General features: G+C 61.7%; 17 protein-coding genes, 1 other RNA gene and 1 pseudogene. 9 read left to right on the top strand and 10 right to left on the bottom strand.

Features of this window, described 5'->3' with window-relative positions:
* On the top strand, nt 1-2,244 hold the full coding sequence (gene ppk1, locus PspS04_RS26470; protein WP_095164762.1) for a polyphosphate kinase 1: 2,244 nt from the start codon (nt 1-3) through the stop codon (nt 2,242-2,244).
* Between the two features lie 75 nt (nt 2,245-2,319).
* Here the strand turns inward: ppk1 and ppx are convergent, their stop codons facing one another.
* The gene (gene ppx / locus PspS04_RS26465; RefSeq protein ID WP_095164760.1) at nt 2,320-3,822 is read right to left on the bottom strand and encodes an exopolyphosphatase; all 1,503 of its coding nucleotides are present in this window, start codon (nt 3,820-3,822) and stop codon (nt 2,320-2,322) included.
* Between the two features lie 355 nt (nt 3,823-4,177).
* Between ppx and trxA the strand changes: the two genes are divergently transcribed.
* Nucleotides 4,178-4,507, top strand: a complete 330-nt coding sequence (trxA, locus tag PspS04_RS26460; protein ID WP_003206727.1) for a thioredoxin TrxA — start codon at nt 4,178-4,180, stop codon at nt 4,505-4,507.
* A gap of 50 nt (nt 4,508-4,557) precedes the next feature.
* Here the strand turns inward: trxA and PspS04_RS26455 are convergent, their stop codons facing one another.
* Complete coding sequence (locus PspS04_RS26455; protein WP_159993239.1) at nt 4,558-5,889, bottom strand: IS4 family transposase; 1,332 nt, start codon at nt 5,887-5,889, stop codon at nt 4,558-4,560.
* Nucleotides 5,890-6,187: 298 nt separating this feature from the next.
* Here PspS04_RS26455 and rho point away from each other — a divergent pair, with 298 nt between their 5' ends.
* From rho to PspS04_RS26435, 4 genes are all read left to right on the top strand, one after another.
* Nucleotides 6,188-7,447, top strand: a complete 1,260-nt coding sequence (gene rho / locus PspS04_RS26450) for a transcription termination factor Rho (protein WP_025216061.1) — start codon at nt 6,188-6,190, stop codon at nt 7,445-7,447.
* A 140-nt stretch (nt 7,448-7,587) separates the two neighbouring features.
* Nucleotides 7,588-9,054, top strand: a complete 1,467-nt coding sequence (ubiD, locus tag PspS04_RS26445; protein ID WP_095164758.1) for a 4-hydroxy-3-polyprenylbenzoate decarboxylase — start codon at nt 7,588-7,590, stop codon at nt 9,052-9,054.
* Nucleotides 9,054-10,022: a CDP-6-deoxy-delta-3,4-glucoseen reductase gene (locus PspS04_RS26440; protein ID WP_095164756.1), complete on the top strand. Its 969-nt coding sequence runs from the start codon at nt 9,054-9,056 to the stop codon at nt 10,020-10,022. The genes ubiD and PspS04_RS26440 overlap by 1 nt, the downstream gene beginning before the upstream one ends.
* 231 nt (nt 10,023-10,253) lie before the next feature.
* A complete protein-coding gene (locus tag PspS04_RS26435) occupies nt 10,254-10,922 on the top strand; it encodes a gamma-glutamylcyclotransferase (RefSeq protein ID WP_095164755.1) in 669 nt (222 codons plus the stop codon).
* On the opposite strand, the pseudogene glpT reads toward PspS04_RS26435, so the two are convergent.
* A pseudogene (gene glpT, locus PspS04_RS26430) lies at nt 10,898-11,493 on the bottom strand (glycerol-3-phosphate transporter); the annotation flags it as partial. The gene PspS04_RS26435 and the pseudogene glpT overlap by 25 nt on opposite strands.
* A 182-nt stretch (nt 11,494-11,675) precedes the next feature.
* On the opposite strand from glpT, the gene PspS04_RS26425 reads away from it, so the two are divergent.
* Nucleotides 11,676-12,284, top strand: coding sequence for an energy transducer TonB (locus PspS04_RS26425; protein ID WP_159998521.1), 609 nt, complete (start codon nt 11,676-11,678; stop codon nt 12,282-12,284).
* Nucleotides 12,285-12,332: 48 nt separating this feature from the next.
* Here PspS04_RS26425 and PspS04_RS26420 read toward each other — a convergent pair whose 3' ends face one another.
* On the bottom strand, nt 12,333-13,310 hold the full coding sequence (locus PspS04_RS26420; protein WP_095164747.1) for an NADPH:quinone oxidoreductase family protein: 978 nt from the start codon (nt 13,308-13,310) through the stop codon (nt 12,333-12,335).
* Between the two features lie 158 nt (nt 13,311-13,468).
* On the opposite strand from PspS04_RS26420, the gene PspS04_RS26415 reads away from it, so the two are divergent.
* On the top strand, nt 13,469-13,885 hold the full coding sequence (locus PspS04_RS26415; RefSeq protein ID WP_095164745.1) for a flagellar basal body-associated protein FliL: 417 nt from the start codon (nt 13,469-13,471) through the stop codon (nt 13,883-13,885).
* Nucleotides 13,886-14,024: 139 nt separating this feature from the next.
* Here PspS04_RS26415 and PspS04_RS26410 read toward each other — a convergent pair whose 3' ends face one another.
* The 4 genes from PspS04_RS26410 to PspS04_RS26395 form a co-directional block, all read right to left on the bottom strand.
* Complete coding sequence (locus tag PspS04_RS26410) at nt 14,025-15,143, bottom strand: ABC transporter permease (RefSeq protein ID WP_095164743.1); 1,119 nt, start codon at nt 15,141-15,143, stop codon at nt 14,025-14,027.
* Complete coding sequence (gene rbbA / locus PspS04_RS26405; RefSeq protein ID WP_159998519.1) at nt 15,143-17,863, bottom strand: ribosome-associated ATPase/putative transporter RbbA; 2,721 nt, start codon at nt 17,861-17,863, stop codon at nt 15,143-15,145. The genes PspS04_RS26410 and rbbA overlap by 1 nt, the downstream gene beginning before the upstream one ends.
* Nucleotides 17,860-18,825 (bottom strand): HlyD family secretion protein, encoded by a 966-nt coding sequence (locus tag PspS04_RS26400; protein ID WP_159998517.1) that lies wholly within the window; start codon nt 18,823-18,825, stop codon nt 17,860-17,862. Before PspS04_RS26400 ends, rbbA begins: the two co-directional genes overlap by 4 nt.
* Nucleotides 18,826-18,965: 140 nt before the next feature.
* Complete coding sequence (locus tag PspS04_RS26395) at nt 18,966-19,415, bottom strand: EVE domain-containing protein (RefSeq protein ID WP_095164737.1); 450 nt, start codon at nt 19,413-19,415, stop codon at nt 18,966-18,968.
* 198 nt (nt 19,416-19,613) lie between these two features.
* On the opposite strand from PspS04_RS26395, the gene PspS04_RS27550 reads away from it, so the two are divergent.
* Entirely contained in the window at nt 19,614-19,760 is a 147-nt protein-coding gene (locus PspS04_RS27550; RefSeq protein ID WP_174244601.1) for a hypothetical protein, read from the top strand.
* A 3-nt stretch (nt 19,761-19,763) separates the two neighbouring features.
* Here the strand turns inward: PspS04_RS27550 and PspS04_RS26390 are convergent, their stop codons facing one another.
* Both PspS04_RS26390 and ssrS read right to left on the bottom strand, forming a co-directional pair.
* Entirely contained in the window at nt 19,764-20,393 is a 630-nt protein-coding gene (locus tag PspS04_RS26390; RefSeq protein ID WP_095165195.1) for a 5-formyltetrahydrofolate cyclo-ligase, read from the bottom strand.
* 88 nt (nt 20,394-20,481) lie between these two features.
* Nucleotides 20,482-20,660, bottom strand: a non-coding RNA gene (gene ssrS / locus PspS04_RS26385) — 6S RNA.
* Nucleotides 20,661-20,663 lie beyond the last annotated feature (3 nt).

Raw genomic sequence — 20,663 nt, 5'->3', positions numbered from 1 at the left:
ATGAATACCGAAGGACTCACTGAAGTTGCTGTAAACGAAGCTCAGCCCGTGGTCGAGCCCGTCGTTGAATCCACCCCCGAAGCGCTGCCGGAACGTGAACCGGTCGCAGCGCCGCCGGTGGTGGTCGCCGACGCCGCCCCTGCGGCGCCGGCCATCGCGATCCCGGGCCTGGATGACAGCAGCCTGTACATCCATCGCGAGCTGTCGCAACTGCAGTTCAACATCCGCGTGCTGGAACAGGCGCTGGATGAGTCCTATCCCTTGCTGGAGCGGCTGAAGTTCCTGCTGATCTTCTCCAGCAACCTGGACGAGTTCTTCGAGATTCGTGTCGCCGGGCTGAAGAAACAAATCACCTTCGCCCGCGAACAAGCCGGTGCCGACGGCCTGCAGCCGCATCAGGCGCTGGCCCGCATCAGCGAACTGGTGCACGGCCATGTCGATCGCCAGTACGCCATCCTCAACGACATCCTGTTGCCGGAGCTGGAGAAACATCAGGTCCGCTTCATCCGTCGGCGTCACTGGAACACCAAGATCAAGACCTGGGTGCGCCGCTATTTCCGCGACGAGATCGCACCGATCATCACCCCGATCGGCCTCGATCCGACGCACCCGTTCCCATTGCTGGTGAACAAGAGCCTGAACTTCATCGTCGAGCTCGAGGGCATCGACGCCTTCGGTCGTGACTCCGGCCTGGCGATCATCCCGGCACCACGTTTGCTGCCACGGGTCATCAAGCTGCCGGAAGAAGTCGGCGGCACCGGCGATAACTATGTGTTCCTGTCGTCGATGATCCATGCGCACGCCGACGACCTGTTCCAGGGCATGAAGGTCAAGGGCTGCTACCAGTTCCGCCTGACCCGTAACGCCGACCTGTCGGTCGACACCGAAGATGTCGAAGACCTGGCCCGCGCCCTGCGCGGCGAGCTGTTCTCGCGGCGCTACGGCGATGCGGTGCGCCTGGAGGTGGCCGACACTTGCCCGAAACACCTGTCCGACTACCTGCTCAAGCAGTTCAACCTGCACGAGACCGAGTTGTATCAGGTCAACGGCCCGGTCAACCTGACGCGCCTGTTCAGCATCACCGGCCTGGACAGTCACCCCGAGCTGCAATACACGCCGTTCACCCCGCAGATCCCGAAACTGCTGCAGAACAGCGAGAACATTTTCAGCGTGATCAGCAAGCAGGACATTCTGCTGCTGCACCCGTTCGAGTCGTTCACCCCGGTGGTCGACCTGCTGCGCCAGGCTGCCAAGGACCCGCATGTGCTGGCGGTCCGCCAGACCCTGTACCGTTCCGGCGCCAACTCGGAAATCGTCGATGCCCTGGTCGACGCCGCGCGTAACGGCAAGGAAGTCACGGCGGTGATCGAGCTGCGTGCGCGCTTTGATGAAGAGTCCAACCTGCAACTGGCCAGCCGCTTGCAGGCTGCCGGTGCGGTGGTGATCTACGGTGTGGTCGGCTTCAAGACCCACGCCAAGATGATGCTGATCCTGCGTCGCGAGGCTGGCGAAATCGTCCGCTACGCGCACCTGGGTACCGGTAACTACCACGCCGCCAACGCCCGCCTGTATACCGACTACAGCTTGCTGACGTCCGACGATGCCTTGTGCGAAGACGTCGGCAAACTATTCAGCCAGTTGATCGGCATGGGCAAGACGCTGCGCATGAAGAAGCTGCTGCATGCGCCGTTTACCCTGAAGAAGGGCATGCTCGACATGATTGCCCGCGAAACCCAGTTTGCGCTCGACGGCAAGCCGGCACATATCATTGCCAAGTTCAACTCGCTGACCGATCCGAAGATCATCCGCGCGCTGTACAAGGCCAGCCAATCAGGGGTGCGCATCGACCTGGTGGTGCGTGGCATGTGCTGCCTGCGGCCAGGCATCGCCGGGGTCTCGCACAACATTCACGTGCGCTCGATCATCGGTCGCTTCCTCGAGCACACGCGGGTGTTCTACTTCCTCAATGGCGGCGAGGAGCAGATGTTCCTGTCCAGTGCCGACTGGATGGAGCGCAACCTGGATAAACGGGTTGAGACCTGCTTCCCGGTAGAAGGCAAGAAACTGCTGACCCGGGTCAAGAAAGAGCTGGAGCTGTACCTCAGCGACAACACCCACAGCTGGAGCCTGCAGTCGGACGGTCGGTACATCCGCAACACCCCGACCGGCAACCAGAACCCGCGCAGTGCGCAGGCGACGTTGCTCGAGCGTCTGGGTAGCCCGATCTTGCCGGTCAGCAGTTGATCGACAGGTAGCAGGCAAAAAAATGGCGATCCCTGGGGATCGCCATTTTTGTTTCTGCACCGCTCAGGCCATGCCTCAGCGCACGTTGAGGGTGAACCCGATCCGCGCCAGCCACTCGGCCTCCAGGGCGAAGTCGGCCTGGGTCAGCTGATTGTCGTCCAGCCACTGTTCCGGGAACTGCACTTCCAGGCTGTCGCGGTTGGCGTGCAGGGTGACCTGGGGCATCGTCTGGGTGCCGCGGATGTGATGGAACAGGATCGCGAAGCGCAGCAGCACGCACAGGCGGATCAGCTTGATGCCTTCGTCGCCGAACTCGGCAAACTTGTCCTTGGGAATGTTGCGTCGGTGACCACGTACCAGCAGCGCCAGCATCAGTTGGTCTTCGCGGGAGAAGCCGGCGAGGTCGGAGTGCTCGATCAGGTAGGCGCCGTGCTTGTGGTAATGGTAGTGAGCGATATCCAGGCCGACTTCATGGACCTTGGCGGCCCAGCCCAGTAGCTCGCGCCACACACCGTCATCCAGCTCCCAGTCCACCGCCACCTGGTCGAACGCGTGCAGGGCCTTGCGTTCAACCCGAGCGGCTTGCTCCAGGTCGACGTGGTAACGGTCCATCAGCGAGCTCAGGGTGCGCTCACGGACGTCTTCGTGGTGATGGCGGCCCAGCAGGTCGTACAGCACGCCTTCGCGCAGGGCACCGTCGCAATGGTCCATGCGCTGCAGTTCAAGGGCGTCGAAGATGGCTTCGAGAATCGCCAGGCCGGCCGGGAAGATCGCCCGACGGTCAGGCTTGATGCCTTCGAAGTCGATCTTCTCGGCGTCGCCCAGCTTGAACAGCTTGCGCTTGAGCCAGGCCAGGCCTTCGGCATTGACCTCGCCCGCGCCGTGGCCGCCGGCCTTGAGGGCCAGGCCGATGGCGCGAATGGTGCCCGAGGAGCCGATGGCCTCATCCCAGGTCAGGCGGTGCAGGGCGTGTTCGATGCTCATGATCTCCAGGCGCGCTGCGGTGTACGCCTGGGCGTAGCGTGCCGGGGTGATCTTGCCGTCCTTGAAGTAGCGCTGGGTGAAGCTCACGCAGCCCATTTGCAGGCTTTCGCGCAGCAGCGGCTCAAAGCGCTGGCCAATAATGAATTCGGTACTGCCGCCACCGATGTCGGCGACCAGGCGCTTGCCCGGAGTGTCGGCGAGGGTGTGGGAAACGCCCAGGTAAATCAGGCGCGCTTCTTCTCGCCCGGAGATGACTTCGACCGGGTGGCCGAGGATTTCTTCGGCGCGGCGGATGAATTCGCCACGGTTGCGCGCTTCACGCAGGGCGTTGGTGCCGACGATCCGCACCGCACCCAGGGGCATGCCGTTGATCAGTTGGGCAAAACGCTTGAGGCAATCGAGCCCGCGCTGCATGGATTCTTCGTTGAGTTGGCGCGCCTCGTCGATCCCGGCCGCCAGTTGCACCTTTTCGCCGAGCCGCTCGAGAATGCGGATCTCATTGTGGTGAGCCTTGGCCACGACCATATGGAAGCTGTTCGAGCCCAGGTCGATAGCGGCGATCAGGGACAGATTCTTGGCTTGGGATTGGGGCATGGTCTAGAGGTCTCGGTCGATAACCCGACCATCGTGCCACGATCAATCGCTGCCGCCAACGCGCAGTGTTTAAAGCATTGATCCAACTCAGTTGTGTGGGTGAGCGCTGTGGGGGCAATCGCGAGCAGGCTCGCTTTCACATGGACTCAGGCAATGCACGCGACGGGCGGTCGGCGAACCGCCAAATCCTGCTGGGCGTCGCCAAATTGCGTCCCTGGCTCCCGCCGCCGCCGGAGTTGAGCTATACCCAAACTCACGCAACACCATAGCGAGACTCAATCAACTGCGGCTTCCTGAACGAGGGAAGGGCGGCTATGATGGGCCACGTTTTTTTGCTTACAACCTGGAGACTTCCATGAGCAGCGATCTTATCAAACACGTTAGCGACGCTAGCTTCGAAGCTGACGTACTCAAGGCCGAAGGTGCTGTACTGGTCGACTACTGGGCTGAGTGGTGCGGTCCATGCAAGATGATCGCTCCGGTCCTGGACGAAATCGCTGAGACCTACAAAGGCAAGCTGACCGTTGCCAAGCTGAACATCGACGAAAACCAGGAAACCCCGGCCAAGCACGGCGTGCGTGGTATTCCGACGCTGATGCTGTTCAAGAACGGCAACGTCGAAGCCACCAAGGTCGGTGCGCTGTCGAAGTCGCAACTGGCTGCCTTCCTCGACGCCAACATCTAAGCGTCGTTGCAGGTGGTACCCGAAAAGCCCCGCAAATTGCGTAATGCTGTTCACTTAAGCGGAGCAGCCTTACGGTCCACTGGGAACCGGGTCTTTGAAATCTTCACCGTCCTTGGCCTCGAAGGCCTGGGGCGGTGATCCAGAAACAATCCCCCGATACCTGCCCTCAGTTCCGCCAAGCGTCTCCCTGTCGCTGAAACTGGATTGGCTGCTGCCATCACGATCAATTGCACGGCGATGTACTGACAGGCCGGTTTGAAACGGATGTCCGAAGGCGCTCGACCAAACGCCACCGCCGCTTGGCTCGCTTCCCGGCGAATCACGTTGTAAGCCAGCAACAGCCCCCACACTTCCTGATAGATCAGCTCGATTTTTTTGCTGCGCAAGGTCATTGCGTTCTGTTGCATTGAACTCTTGATGTCCCTGAAACCCAACTCGATCTCCCAACGCTCCTGATAAAGTTTGGCAACAGCCTTAGTGGTGTAGGTCTTGGCCGGCAAGGACGTCATGACGGTTTTCACTTTGCCTTGAATTTCATAGCTGACTTCGCGTACCTCCCAGTGCGAGGGAAGAGTCGGATTTCGCTTTCTGGCCTGTGGCGAGACTTTCATACGCACCAAACGGTCGCGCTGGTTGTAGCGGGCCACTTCCTCGCAGACCAGTCCCTTTTTTGCCGGGATCAACCAATGACGGCTGGTGCCCGTTCTACTTAGGCTCAACAGCAGCTCCGCGCCCCAGAACCCTTTGTCGAACAGCGTCACCGAGTGGTCGGGAATCTGCTGCAAAAACTCGTCGGCCAGGCGCATTTCACTGCGTCGGTAGGGGCTCAATTGTGCATCTAGGATCACGTGCGAACGCACATTCATTAGCGCCACCAGGCGCAGCATCGGAAACGGTGTCTGGCGATCGCTGGGGGTGTTTCCCGACCCGAAGTGATCTCGAAGCTCGGGCGTATCCGGGGTGCGAAAAAGCGCACCGTCCACCGCGAAAACCTGCAAATTATGCCAGGCATCATCGTCATAGCGCTCTGCGCCCCAATGGTTGCCGGTCTTACGGAACAACCACTCAACAGGATCGGCGCCGAGCCGTTTACGAGCTTCGGTTACACCACTGCGCGCCAGCAAATGGTCAGAGGCCAGGCCTTGGGCGCAGATGTTCAAACGCCTGGCCACCTCGTGAACCGGCTCGTCACGAAATAACGCCATGCCAAGCACTAGCCACAGCACTTGATCAGCGGGCAGGCGCCGCCGGCGAATGGTCGCCTGACTGGAGAGGTCGAGCGCAGACGCTACCCACTCGATGGGAATGTTTTGGGTGAAGGTGCTCAGGTCGCAGAAGTTAAAAAGGTCGTCGAGGTCGAGCAGGTCCTGTTGAACAGACATAAAAAATCCGATGCCAGAGGTCTGGCATCGGATTTTCTAGGAAGCCCGGCGTGAGCTCAAATGCTTAAGTGAACAGCATTACGCAAATTGCGGGGCTTTTCGTTATTGAGGGCTAGACGCTCCGAAACTCAGGTGGTACATTCGGCCCCGCACTGGTTTCTCCATTGCCCCCTGCTAGCCGTCGCCGACGCACTCCTTTTCGAATAAGTACGCGATCCTGTCGCCTTCTCTGCGGCGCGGCCTCATTAAGCCAAAAGCTTAATTTCCCCCCCTCCATAAATGATTACGTCATTCCTATATGAATCTGACTGAACTCAAGCAAAAGCCGATTACCGAACTGCTCGAATTGGCCGAACAGATGGGCATAGAAAATATGGCCCGTTCGCGCAAGCAGGACGTGATTTTCTCCCTGCTGAAAAAGCACGCGAAAAGCGGCGAGGAAATCTCCGGTGATGGCGTGCTGGAGATCCTCCAGGACGGCTTCGGCTTCCTGCGCTCTGCAGACGCTTCCTATCTCGCCGGCCCAGACGATATCTACGTCTCGCCGAGCCAGATCCGCCGTTTCAACTTGCGCACCGGTGACACCATCGTTGGCAAGATCCGCCCTCCAAAGGAAGGCGAGCGTTACTTCGCACTGCTCAAGGTCGACACGATCAACTTCGATCGTCCGGAGAACGCGAAGAACAAGATTCTCTTCGAGAACCTGACCCCGCTGTTCCCGACCGTGCGCATGAAGATGGAAGCCGGCAACGGTTCCACCGAAGACTTGACCGGTCGTGTCATCGACCTGTGCGCCCCGATCGGCAAAGGCCAGCGCGGTCTGATCGTTGCACCGCCCAAAGCCGGTAAAACGATCATGCTGCAAAACATTGCAGCGAACATCGCCCGTAACAACCCGGAAGTTCACCTGATCGTGCTGCTGATCGACGAGCGTCCGGAAGAAGTAACCGAAATGCAGCGCACCGTGCGCGGCGAAGTGGTTGCCTCGACGTTCGACGAGCCGCCAACCCGCCACGTGCAGGTTGCCGAAATGGTTATCGAGAAGGCCAAGCGCCTGGTTGAGCACAAGAAAGACGTGGTCATCCTGCTCGACTCGATCACTCGTCTGGCGCGTGCCTACAACACCGTGATCCCGAGCTCCGGCAAGGTCCTGACCGGTGGTGTCGATGCCCACGCCCTGGAGAAGCCAAAACGTTTCTTCGGCGCGGCACGGAACATCGAAGAAGGCGGCTCGCTGACCATCATCGCCACCGCGCTGGTTGAAACCGGCTCGAAGATGGACGAAGTGATCTACGAAGAGTTCAAGGGTACCGGCAACATGGAACTGCCCCTGGACCGCAAGATCGCTGAAAAACGCGTCTTCCCGGCCATCAACATCAACCGTTCCGGCACCCGCCGCGAAGAGTTGCTGACTGCCGACGACGAGTTGCAGCGTATGTGGATCCTGCGCAAGCTCCTGCATCCTATGGATGAAGTGGCTGCCATCGAGTTCCTGGTCGACAAGCTGAAACAGACCAAGACCAACGATGAGTTCTTCCTGTCGATGAAGCGCAAGTAAGTCGAGCGGGACCGCAAGAGCCGGGGAAACCCGGCTTTTTGCTATCTGACTTTTCATGATCTGAGCTGTCACTATTTTGAACCGTCGGGTTCGGCGCTAAACTCATGCCCCCGAACGCCACGGCCAAGCGAGGCTAACGCATGCAGTATCGCGACTTGCGCGACTTTATCAGCGGCCTGGAACAGCGCGGCGAACTCAAGCGCATCCAGGTTCCAGTGTCCCCTGTGCTGGAAATGACCGAGGTTTGCGATCGCACCCTGCGGGCCAAAGGGCCGGCGTTGCTGTTCGAGAACCCCACCGGCTACGACATCCCTGTGCTCGGCAACCTGTTTGGCACACCTGAGCGCGTGGCGCTGGGCATGGGCGCCGAAGCGGTCAGCGAACTGCGCGAAATCGGCAAGCTGCTGGCCTTCCTCAAGGAGCCAGAGCCGCCGAAGGGGCTCAAGGACGCCTGGTCGAAGCTGCCGATCTTCCGCAAGATCATTGCCATGGCGCCCAAGGTGGTCAAGGACGCGGTGTGCCAGGAAGTGGTCATCGAGGGCGACGACGTCGACCTGGCGATGCTGCCTGTGCAGACCTGCTGGCCGGGCGACGTCGGCCCGCTCATCACCTGGGGCCTGACGGTCACGAAGGGGCCGAACAAGGACCGCCAGAACCTGGGCATCTATCGCCAGCAAGTGATTGGCCGCAACAAGGTCATCATGCGCTGGCTGAGCCACCGTGGCGGCGCGCTGGACTACCGCGAATGGTGCGAGAAGCACCCGGGCCAGCCGTTCCCGGTGTCCGTGGCCCTGGGGGCAGACCCTGCGACCATTCTCGGCGCGGTGACGCCCGTGCCGGACAGCCTGTCCGAGTACGCGTTCGCCGGGCTGCTGCGCGGTAACCGCACCGAGCTGGTGAAGTGCCGTGGCAACGACCTGCAAGTGCCGGCCACGGCCGAGATCATCCTCGAAGGCGTGATCCATCCGGGTGAAATGGCCGACGAAGGTCCCTATGGCGACCACACCGGCTATTACAACGAAGTCGACAGCTTCCCGGTGTTCACGGTCGAGCGCATCACCCACCGCGTCAAGCCGATCTACCACAGCACCTACACCGGCCGGCCGCCAGACGAGCCGGCGATTCTTGGCGTGGCGCTCAATGAAGTATTCGTGCCGATCCTGCAAAAGCAGTTCCCGGAGATCACCGACTTCTACCTGCCACCCGAAGGTTGCTCGTACCGCATGGCGGTGGTGACCATCAAGAAGCAGTACCCGGGCCACGCCAAGCGGGTAATGCTGGGTGTCTGGTCGTTTTTGCGACAGTTCATGTACACCAAGTTCGTTATCGTCACTGACGACGATATCAACGCCCGCGACTGGAACGACGTGATCTGGGCCATCACCACGCGCATGGACCCCAAGCGCGATACGGTGATGATCGATAACACGCCGATCGATTACCTCGACTTCGCCTCGCCGGTTTCCGGCCTGGGCTCGAAGATGGGGCTCGATGCCACGCATAAATGGCCTGGTGAAACCACCCGCGAGTGGGGCCGGGTTATCGTCAAGGATGAGGCGGTGACGCGCCGGATCGATGCCATCTGGAATCAGTTAGGAATAGATTGATGCGTGTAACCTTGCAGCCGTCCGGAGCAGTGCTTGAGATACTGCCCGGCGAGCGGATCCTCGATGGGGCGCGGCGCCTGGGCTACGACTGCCCGCAGAGCTGCCGCAATGGCAATTGCCACGTGTGCGCGGCGTTGCTGGTCGAAGGCCGGGTCGAGCAGAGCGGTCATGTGCGCGACCACGGCGAGTTCTACACTTGCATTGCAGAGCCGCTGGAAGACTGCATCGTGTTGTGGGATGGCGTCCTTGCGCTGGGAGAACTGCCGGTGCGCAGCGTGTCGTGTCAGGTAATTGAGTGCGTGGACGTGGGTGGCGATACCTGGCGGGTACGCTTGCGCGCACCGGCAGGCAAGCCGCCGCGCTATCACGCCGGCCAGTACCTGATGATCGAACGGGAAAACGGCGAGAAGTCGGCGTTTTCCCTGGCCTCGGCGCCCCACTCGGGGCGTGACCTGGAAATCCACGTGCTCGCCCGCGAAGCCAGTGCCCTGAGCCTGATCGAGCAGTTGCAACGCAACCGCATGGCCCGGGTCGAGCTGCCATTCGGCGATACCCACCTGGCCGAGTTACCGGAGGGCCCGCTGGTGCTGATTGCGGCGGGTACCGGCATGGGGCAGATCCACAGCCTGCTCGAACATTGCCGGGCCAAAGGCTTCAAGTACCCGGTGCACCTGTACTGGGGCGTGCGTCGCCCGGAAGATTTCTACCAGATGGAGCACTGGGACGAATGGCTGAAGTTGCCCAATCTGTTCCTGCACCAGGTGGTCAGCGACCTGTGTGGCTGGGAAGGGCGCTGCGGCATGTTGCATCAAGCGGTCTGTGAGGATTTCCCGGACCTCAAGCCCCTGCATGTCTACGCCAGCGGCTCGCCGGCGATGGTCTATGGCACGCTGGATGCCTTGGTCGAGGCGGGTATGGACGCCCACCAGATGCGCGCCGACGTATTTGCATATGCGCCGCGATCTTGATCCGCGCTCTTGAGCGACGCAATTGAGTTCGAAACTTCGTTATAACTCCCTATATAGCCCTTCGGTATTTATTCAAACGGATAAATACCGATAGGCTATATGTCATTCAGGCGCTGGATTAATTTCGGTGCCATGCTCTATAAACTGTCTTAAAACAAATGTGCCTTATTGTTACAGCGGTGCGTTCTATTAAGTAATTGTTTACCCGCGGGGAGCTGAACGCTATTCGCCATGACAGCCATTGAATCTGATTTTCTCAATCTGGCTTACCCTCCGCGGCTCGATCTGGGGCCGCAGCTGACGCACGAGCAATTGCTCCACTCCATGCAAAGCACCATGGCCCGCCATCAGGGTGGACCGGTCTGGTTGTTCGCCTACGGCTCGTTGATCTGGCGCCCCGAATGCTCGGCGGTCGAGCGGGTGCGCGGTCGAGTGCATGGCTACCATCGTGGTTTGTACCTGTGGTCCCACGAACACCGGGGCACGCCGGAGTTGCCAGGGCTGGTATTTGGCCTGGATCGCGGCGGTTCATGCAGTGGTTTTGCCTACCGCTTGCCCGAGGAGCAACTGCAAGCATCGTTGTTTGCCCTGTGGCAGCGCGAAATGCCGGTCCCGTCGTACCGCCCACACTGGCTCAACTGCCGCCTGGAAGATGGCAGCAAGGTTCAGGCATTGGGTTTTGTCCTGGAGCGACACCTGCCCAGCTATGCCGGCAACTTGCCGGACCATGTGCTCAGCCAGGTCTTTGAAAGTGCCAGCGGACGCTATGGCAGCACGCGCGATTATGTCGAGCAGACCGCCAGCGCCCTGCGCAGCCACGCCATGCCAGACCGGAATCTGGAGGCGCGGCTCAAGCGTTGTGGGTCATCCAGGGATCAGGCGATGGCTTCGCGGCCCTGACTGGCGATTTGCTTGTGGCGCAGGGTTGGCGCCAGGAACGCCATGGCCAGCAGGCACGCACCGATCAACAGCACAAACCCGCCATCCCAACCGAAGTGGTCGACGGTGTAGCCCATGGCCGCACTGGCGGCGACCGAGCCGCCCAGGTAACCGAACAGTCCGGTGAAGCCCGCCGCCGTACCTGCGGCTTTTTTCGGTGCCAACTCCAGCGCCTGCAAGCCGATCAGCATCACCGGGCCGTAGATCAGGAAGCCGATGGACACCAGGACGTCTTGTCGACGGTGAAGTGCTTGGCTTCCTTGAGGTAGGTCGGAGCCCAGTCCAGCACGCCATAGCGCAGCAGGTAGACAAATACGTTGGCGAGGGCGATGTACCAGAGCATTTTGTTGCGCAGCACTTATTTGACGAAGATTTCCTTGGCGCTGAATTCTTCTTCATGGCTGGCATCGTAGCCGTGGGGATAGTCGTTCTTGTACTGCTCGATGGGCGGCAAGCCCACGGATTGCGGGGTGTCGCGCATCACGATGAAGGCAAACACCGCCACCAGCAGGGCCACTGCAGCGGGTATGTAACTGGAGGGCGGTGTAGGAGATTTCCCCGGAGGCGAACTCCGGCGGTTGCCTGGTAAAAAACGGCAATGATTTGGGAGACATCCCGCGAAGCTGTCGGAAGTTGGGGGATAGGGCGGCAAAGCCCTTCGCCTTAACCTTTTGCGCAGGTGCCAACAGTGGCCCGGAGATCGCGGAGGGTGTCATGCGTTGGTTAGGTTTGCTTTTGGTCTGGTGTATTTCGAGTGACGGTTTGGCCGCGCAATTGTTCCTGATTCCAGAGAACACGCCCAAACCGGTTTATCCCCGGGCACTGCATAGGGCTGGGATCAACGGTGAGGTACGGGTAGGTTTTACGGTGCAGGCCGATGGTTCGGTGAGCGGGGTCAGGATCCTCCAAAGTGTTCACCCGGATCTCAGTGCGGTAAGCCAAGAGGCGATCGAGCAGTGGCGCTTCAAGCCCTGGACGGTGGGGGGCGAGAAGCCGGCTGAACTGGAAGTCATAGCGCCGATGCAGTTTCACCTGGATGATTCGACCGGCCTCAACCAATGGCTCAAAGAGGTGAAATGCCGAGAGATCAACCCGGGTTTCGCCCATACCGCCGATTACCTGTGGGTCGACCTCGCAGCGTTCCGATACACCCGGGCTTACTTGTCGAGTGGCTTTTTCCAGCATCAATGGACGACGGCAGAGCGCCTGGCAATGATTAAAAGGCTGAACCGCCAGGTGCTGAGCATTGCCAGGCGCTGCCTGGATTACCCCGCATCCAGGTTCTTCCGGTTCCTGCCGGAGGAGATTCGCAAGGTGCTTTAGCCGGTACGCTCTGTACAGCGTTGTCAGCTGTACAGCGCGCGCCCCGACTCAGCGAACCTGCACCACCACCTTGCCCACCGCCTTGCGCTGGCCCAGGTCATTGATGGCCTGGGCCGCGTTGGCCAGGGGATAGACCTGCGACACCAGCGGCTTGAGCTTGCCTTCGGCAAACCAGCCGAACAGTTGCTGGAAGTTCGCCGCGTTGTCCTGGGGTTGGCGTTGGGCGAACGAACCCCAGAATACTCCGACCACAGCAGCGCCCTTGAGCAGGGCGAGGTTCACCGGCAATTCAGGGATCCGCCCGCTGGCGAAACCGACCACCAGCAGGCGGCCGTTCCAGGCGATGGACCGGATGGCCTGGTCGAACAGGTCGCCGCCGACCGGGTCGTAGATCACGTCGGCGCCCTGGCCGTCAGTCAGGCGCTTGATTTCGTCCTTGAGGTTGGTTTCGCTGTAGTTGATCAGCTCATCGGCACCGGCGGCCTTGGCCACTGCCAGTTTCTCGGCGCTGCTGGCCGCGGCGATGACCCGGGCACCCATGGCCTTGCCGATTTCCACGGCAGCCAGGCCCACGCCGCCGGATGCACCCAGCACCAGCAGGGTTTCCCCCGGCTGCAGGTGGCCGCGTTGCTTGAGCGCGTGCATCGAAGTGCCGTAGGTCATGCTGAAGGCGGCGGCAGTGTTGAAGTCCATGGACGCAGGGATAGGCAACACGTTGTAGCCCGGCACCGCGACCTGCTCGGCAAAACTGCCCCAGCCGGTCAGCGCCATGACCCGGTCGCCGACCTTGAGGTGGCTGACCTTCTCGCCCACCGCGCTGACCACGCCGGCTGCTTCACCCCCCGGGGAAAACGGGAAGGGTGGCTTGAACTGGTACTTGCCCTCAATGATCAGCGTGTCCGGGAAGTTGACCCCCGCGGCGTGCACTTGCAGGAGGATTTCGTTCTTCTTGGCGACAGGACTGGCGACTTCTTCCAGCACCAGCGATTCGGCAGGGCCGAAGGCTTTGCACAGCACGGCTTTCATCAGGGCTATTCCTTTGGGAGTGATGGCCGATAAGTGTAGGTGGGTGAGTCAAGGGGTCAACGAGCATGCCCCACCCTGATAGCCGCCCATAAGCTTTGCGCTTGGGCGCTGGGGGGTGGATGGTTATGCTAGGCCGCAAACCGGATAAGGAGCGAAGTGTGAAAGCGTGGATCATGTTGATGCTGGCCTTGTCGCTGCCTATGGCAGCGCAGGCCGAAGAAGCCAAGGAAGCCAAAGAGGGCGAAGCGCCGAAGGTCAGCTATATCAGTCTGACCCCGCCGTTCGTGGGCAATTACGGCCTGGATGGCACGGCCAGGCTCAAGGTCTATAAAGCCGACGTGGCGCTGCGGGTCACCGGCGAGGAGGCCGCCAAGGCGGTCAAGGCCAATGAGCCGTTGATTCGTAACCAACTGGTGGCGCTGTTCGGCCAGCAAACCAGCGAGACCATGAACAACGTCGAAGCCAAGGAAAAACTGCGCCAGGAAGCCCTGAAGCAGACCCAGCAAGTGATGAACGACGAAACCGGCAAGCCGATGGTCGATGATCTGTTGTTCAACAACCTGATCATCCAGTAAGGCCCCTGTTGAATGGGCTGGCCCTATCGCGAGCAAGCTCGCTCCCACAGGCTTTGTGGCGTGTATGCGGGATCTGTGGGCACCCAGAGCCATAGTGGGAGCGAGTGCCCGCTTGCGGCTTGCTCGCGATAGCGGTCTGTCAGGACGCCAAGCTCTTGCGAAACCGCGCCAGGGCAATCGCAAAGAACGCCAGGCCGATCACTGCCAGTGCCAGCAGGTCCGGCCAGACCACGTCGAGCGCGGCATCGCGGAACAGGATCGCCGCACTGAGGCTGACGAAGTGGGTGGAGGGCGAGCCCTGCATCACCCACTGCAGCCACTGCGGCATGCTGTCCAGCGGGGTGCTGCCGCCCGAGAGCAGCAGCATCGGAATGATCACTGGAATTGCCAGCAGGCCGAACTGCGGTGTCGAGCGGGCCAGGGTTGCGAGGAATATCCCCAGCGCCGTACTGGCGAACAGATACAGCGCAGTCACCAGCAGGAACAGCCCCAGGGAGCCCGCTAGCGGAACTCCCAACAGCCCTTTGACCACCACCTCCAGCGACACCCAGGTGCACAGCACCACCACCAGCATGTTGCTGCCGATTTTCGCCAGCATGATTTCCAGCGCCGTCAGCGGCAGCACCAGCAAATGGTCGAGGGTACCGTGTTCGCGCTCGCGCAGCAGCGCGGTGCCGGTCAGGACGATGGCGAGGATGGTGATGTTGTTGACGATCTGGATCACCGCCAGGAACCAGCCGCCCTCCAGGTTGGTGTTGAACAGTGCGCGGGTGGTCAGCAGGGCCGGTGCCTTGCTGGCCGTATCCGGCTGCCCGCCATAGTTGAGCAGTTCACGCTGGAAGATCCGCCCGATGTAGCCGGCCCCCATGAAGGCCTGGCTCATGGCGGTGGCGTCGACGTTGACCTGCACGGCCGGCGAGCGACCCGCCAGGAGGTCGGCCTGGAAGTTGGCCGGCACGTTGATCACAAAGGTGTACTGCCCGCGGTCCATGACTTGGTCCAACTGGTCGTAAGGCAGCGGCACGGCAGCCTGGAACTGCGGCGGTTGCAGGGCGTCGGCGAGCTGGCGCGAGAGATGACTGTGGTCTTCGTCGACGATCGCCACGCTGGCGTTGTTGACCCCGATCACCGAGCCGGCGGCGGGCATGTAGATCGCCACGCTGAAGGCGTACAGCAAGAACAGCAGCAAGACGCTGTCGTGGCGCAGGCTGGTGAGCTCCTTGAGCCCCAAGCGCAGGATGTGCGAGAGCTGGTGCATCAGACCTCCTGCTTCTTGAGCATGATCAGGCTCAGCCCGGTGAAACCAAGGAAAAACCCGAACAGTGCCAGGCACTGTGGCCACAACTGGCGCACATCCAGGGCTTTGGTGAAGGTGCCGACGGCGATGTCGAGGAAGTAGCCGGCCGGGAACAATTGCCCCATCAGGGCAGCGGCGCCTTCGAGCGAGGAGCGCGGCACGATCAGGCCGGAGAATTGGATGGTCGGCAGGCTGGTGATAATCATGGTGCCGAGGATGGCGGCGATCTGAGTGCGGGTGAACGCCGAAATCAGCAGGCCCATGCTGGTGGTCGCCAGCACATAGAGCAGGCCACCGAAGGCCAGGGTCAGGCCGCTGCCTTTGAACGGCACGCCGAATAGCCAGCGGTTCATTGCCACCAGTAAGCCCAGATTGACCAGGCTGACGGCCAGGTAGGGCGCCTGTTTGCCCAGCAGGAATTCCAGGCGGGTCAGCGGCGTGGCGTAGAAGTTGGTGATCGAGCCCAGCTCTTTTTCCCGGACGATGCCCAGCGCGGTGAGCATGGCCGGGATGAAAGCCAGGATCAGCGCCATGACTCCCGGGCCGATGGCGTTCACGCTGACCACGTCCTGGTTGTAGCGAAAGCGCGTTTCCAGTCTGGCCGCTGGGCGTTGGTTGAGCGCCGGGCTGCTTTGTGCGGCCAGTTGCTCGAGGTTGGCCTGATGCACCGCCTCGACGTAGTTGCGGCTGGTCTCTGCACGAAACGGCATGCCGCCATCGAGCCACGCGGCCACGGCCGGTTGACGCCCGGCGTACAGATCGCGGCCGAAGCCTGGGGGAATTTCCAGTGCAAGCTTGATCTCCGAGCGTTGCAGGCGCTGGTGTAATTGCCTGGCATCGTGGATAGGCGCTTGTTCGGCGAAGTAGCGCGAGCCGCGAAACGCCTCGAGGTAAGCGCGGCTTTGCGGGGTCTGGTCCTGGTCGTAGACGGCGAAAGCCAGTTTCTCGACGTCCAGGGAGATGCCGTAGCCAAAGATCACCATCATGAACAAGGCCCCGGCGAGGGCGAAGGCCAGGCGCACTTTGTCGCGCAGTAACTCCTTGCCCTCGCGGCTGGCCACGGCAATCAACCGCCGCAGGCTGAATGCGGCGCCGCCCGCGGGTGCCGGAGCTGTCGCGGCGTTGACCGCTGCCGGGGCTGGCGCTGCCGTGCTGGCGTCCTGCGCATCTTGCAGGCAGCGGACGAAGGCGTCTTCCAGGGTGTCTCCAGCAAACTGCTGCTGCAGCGCCGCCGGGGTGTCGCAGGCCAGCACCTTGCCAGCGTGCATCAGCGAGATCCGGTCACAGCGCTGGGCTTCATTCATGAAGTGGGTCGACAGGAAGATCGTCACCCCTTGCTCGCGGGACAGCTCGATCAGCAGTCGCCAGAAATCATCCCGGGCGGCCGGGTCGACGCCGGAAGTCGGTTCGTCGAGGATCAGCACTTCCGGGCGGTGCAGCACCGCGACCGCCAGTGACAAGCGCTGTCGCAAGCCCAGCGGCAGTGCTCCCGACTGTTGCCCGGCAATGCTGCCCAGGTCGAACCGCTGGATCAGTTCCTCGATGCGCGTGGCGCTCTCGGCCTTGGGCAAGTCGAACAGCCGCGCGTGCAACTCGAGGTTCTGGCGCACGCTGAGTTCGCCGTAGAGCGAGAAGCTCTGCGACATGAAACCGACCCGCTTGCGCGTAGCCAGGTCCTTGGCATCCACCGGTTTGCCGAGCAACGTGGCGCTGCCTTCGCTGGCTGGCATCAGGCCGGTGAGGACCTTCATGGTGGTGGTCTTGCCGCAGCCGTTGGAGCCGAGGAAACCGAAAATCTCGCCACGACCGATGGCAAAGCTGACCTTGTTCACGGCCGTGAAGTCGCCGAAACGCAGGGTCAGTTCGTGGGCCTGGATGGCGATGTCGAGGTTGTCGTGGGGGCGCGGTGGAATAACCAGCGGTTGGCTACTGCGTTTGCGGTCACCTTGAAAGTAGGTGAACGCATCGTCCAGTTTGCCGCTGGGGGTCACGGCTGCCAGGTCGCGACTCAGGCCGTCGGCGATCAGCTTGCCGGCGTCGAGCATCAGGCAGTGCTCGAACTGTTCGGCCTCCTCCATATAAGCGGTGGCGACCAGCAGGGTCAGTTGTGGGCGCTGGCGGCGGACATCCTCTACCAACTCCCAGAAGTGCCGGCGGGACAGCGGGTCGACGCCGGTGGTCGGCTCATCGAGGATCAGCAGGTCCGGCTCATGGATCAGCGCGCAGCACAGGCCGAGTTTCTGCTTCATCCCGCCGGACAGCTTGCCCGCCGGCCGCTCGGCAAACCGTGCCAGGTCGGTGGCCAGCAACAGGCTGTGCATGCGTTGTTCGCACTCGTCCTTCGACAGGCCGAACAGGGTGGCGAAGAAGCGGATGTTCTCGTTGATCGACAGGTCCGGGTACAGGTTGCCACCCAGGCCCTGGGGCATGAAGGCGATGCGCGGGTACAGGCTGTTGCGATGGCGGCGCTGGTCGATAGAGCCGCCCAGCACCTGCAGGTCTCCGTGTTGCAGCTTCTTCACCCCGGCAATCAGCCCCAGCAGGCTGGATTTGCCCGCACCATCGGGGCCGATCAGGCCGCAGCGTGTGCCGCTGGGTAGGCTGAACGCGATGTCGATCAGTGCCTGTTGTGCGCCGTAGGCATGGCACAGGCCTTTGGCCTGCAGCGCCAGGGCGCTCATTGCAGGTTGGCCGGCCAGTCCACCGTCGCCGTGCGCACATAACCGGCGCCCGGCATTCCCGGTTTGGCCTCGGGCACGGCGGCCGGGTCAGTCAGTTTGAGCTTGACCCGGAACACCAGCTTTTGCCGCTCGTCACGGGTTTCCACTTCCTTGGGGGTGAACTGCGACTTGGCCGCGACAAAACTGATTCTGGCCGGCAATGGCCGGTCGGGCAGGGCGTCGAGCAGGATGCGCGCCTCGGCACCGACGGTCAGGCGCCCAGTGACCGAGGCCGGCAGATAGAGGTTCATGTACTGGTCGTTTGGGTCGATCAACAGCAATACCCGGCCGCCGGCACCGAGTACTTCGCCCGGTTCCGCCAGGCGCAGCTGGATCACCCCGTCGATGGGGGCCCGCAGGCTGCTGTCTTCGATTTCACTGGTCAGTTGCGCGACTTGCGCCTGGGCTGCACCGATCGCCGCCTGCACTGCCGCGACCTGGGCATTGGCGGCCTGGACTGCAGCGTTGCCGGTATTCAGGCGAGCCTGCTGCTGGTCGAGAATCTGCTGGCTGGCGAAACCGCGATTGAACAGTTCCCGTGAGCGCTTGATTTCCTGGTTGGCCAGCAGCAGTTCGCTTTGGCGCAACTGCACATTGGCCTCGGCCGCCGCGTAGTTTTGCCGGGCGCGCAGTACCTCGGCCTCGGCCTGGTTGCGCTGGGCCTCCAGGGTGCGGGTGTCCATGCGCGCCAGCAACTGGCCCTTGAGCACCTTGTCGCCTTCGTCGACATGCACGTCGGCGAGGCGTCCGGGGAGCTTGCTGGCAATCTGCACTTCGGTGGCTTCAAGCCGCCCATTGCCCATGCTCAGGCCTTCGGGCAGGCGGTCGCGCAGGGATTTCCAATAGCCGAAACCGCCGGCGGCGACCAGCAGGACCATTAACGAAACGGCAAATAGACGGGATGAGCGATGGTTTGTCGACATGAGTGCATCCTGCAACTGTAGCGTCCTAGTCTGACGGGTTCAGCGCAGTGGCGACTTGATGCCCGTCAAATGAAAGGCGAGCCTAACCCTTACTGGGGGCTTATGCATCCGCTGCGGGCGTGACCGCCGGGTTCTGCTGTTCAGCGCAAGGCGAGCACCGCCGCCCATTGCTCGGCCGTGACCGGCATCACCGACAGCCGGCTGCCTTTTTGCACCAGGGGCATCTCTGCCAATGCTGCTTGCTGCTTGAGGTAATCGAGCTTGAGCACCTTGGCGAAGGTGTCCACGTGCGCGACATCAATCGCGCTCCAGGGATTTTTTTCGGCGTTGGCCTTGGGGTCGTGGTAGTGGCTTTGCGGGTCGAGGGCCGTCGGGTCCGGGTAGGCGGCTTCGACGATCTTGCCGATCCCGGCAATTCCCGGCTCCGGGCAACTGGAGTGATAGAAGAAGAACTCGTCACCCACCGCCATGGCCCGCAGGAAGTTGCGGGCCTGATAGTTGCGAACCCCATCCCAGCGGGCTTGCCCGAGCTTTTCCAGGCCCTTGATCGAGAGCTCGTCGGGCTCGGATTTCATCAGCCAATAGGCCATCTTTTTTGCTCCAGGAGAGGGGGGCGGAAAAGGGTTCCGGCAAATACATGACAAACCGACGGTCGGTTGACGCCAGCGTTTGCGTGTCGCCTCACGTTACCGCAAAATGCCGGACTTTTAAGCAAGACGCGGCAAGCACGGCCTGTAACGGACACCGCTGCTGACATCGTGTGTGAAATGCCTTGAGGGGGGCAATCGATGAAACGCAAACCGGATTTACTCTGGGTTCTGGTCATAGTGTTCGGTTTGGGTGTGGTGACTACCGGCTACGCGCAGAGCCTGTGGGCGAACAAAACCGATGCTCCGCTCGAGCTCGCGCAACAGATTCAACCCTTCAAGCGCTGATCTTCACGCAACAGGGTTCGCTGCCAGCGGACCCGCGACATACCACTGGCGATCAGTCACCGTTCCTTGCAACGGCACATCCCAGCTCGCCTGATCCAGCTTCGCGACCTTCTGACATTCATGGGCCAGGCCCAGCAGCGTTGGCTTGCGCCAGCTCTGGCGGCGTGCCAGGTAAGCCAGGCTGCGGTCATAAAACCCACCGCCCATGCCCAGGCGTCCACCTTCCTGATCAAAGCCGACCAATGGCAGCAGCACCAGGTCCAAGGTCCAGACCTTGCGCTGGCGGGCCTGGTTGGCCCGTGGTTCGAGAATGCGGAAACGATTGGGCCGCAGTTTTTCGCCCGGGCGAATGCGCTGGAACACCATCTTGGTGCGTGGCCAGGCGCTGAGCACCGGCAGGTAGGTCGCCTTGCCCCGGCGCTGTGCCGCACGCAGCAGCAGGCGCGGATCGATTTCACCGTCGGTGGGCAGGTACAGGGAGATGTGTCTGGCGCGGCGGAACAGCGCGTGTTGGGCCAGTTGCCGATACAGCCCGTGGGCGGCTTGGCGTTGCTGGCTGGCGCTCAGTGCGCGGCGGGCCTGGCGCAGCTTGCGTCGAAGTTGCGGGCGGGAAAGCGGCGCAGGTTCGGTCATCGTCATGGGCTGTTCGAGTGGCGAGGGCACCAGCACGGTGGTCGCGTAATAAAGCCGATGCCAGCATGGGCTGGCATCGGCTTGAATCAGGCTCCCCGGATGAACCGCTGCTGACTTAGCCCTTGAACCCGAAAGTTCAAGGTGGAAGATGCAGTAGGCTTTCAGGCTTTCCGTCTAGCGGACATGCACACCAGCCCAACGTGCAACCTCCAGGGTAGTGCGAATCGGCTCAGGGACATCGTCAACTGGCAAGCACCCCAGGGAGTGGCG

Source organism: Pseudomonas sp. S04 (genome assembly GCF_009834545.1).
GTDB lineage: Bacteria > Pseudomonadota > Gammaproteobacteria > Pseudomonadales > Pseudomonadaceae > Aquipseudomonas.
The sequence above is the reverse complement of the archived record's forward strand: the minus strand, read 5'-3'. Positions and strand labels throughout refer to the sequence as shown.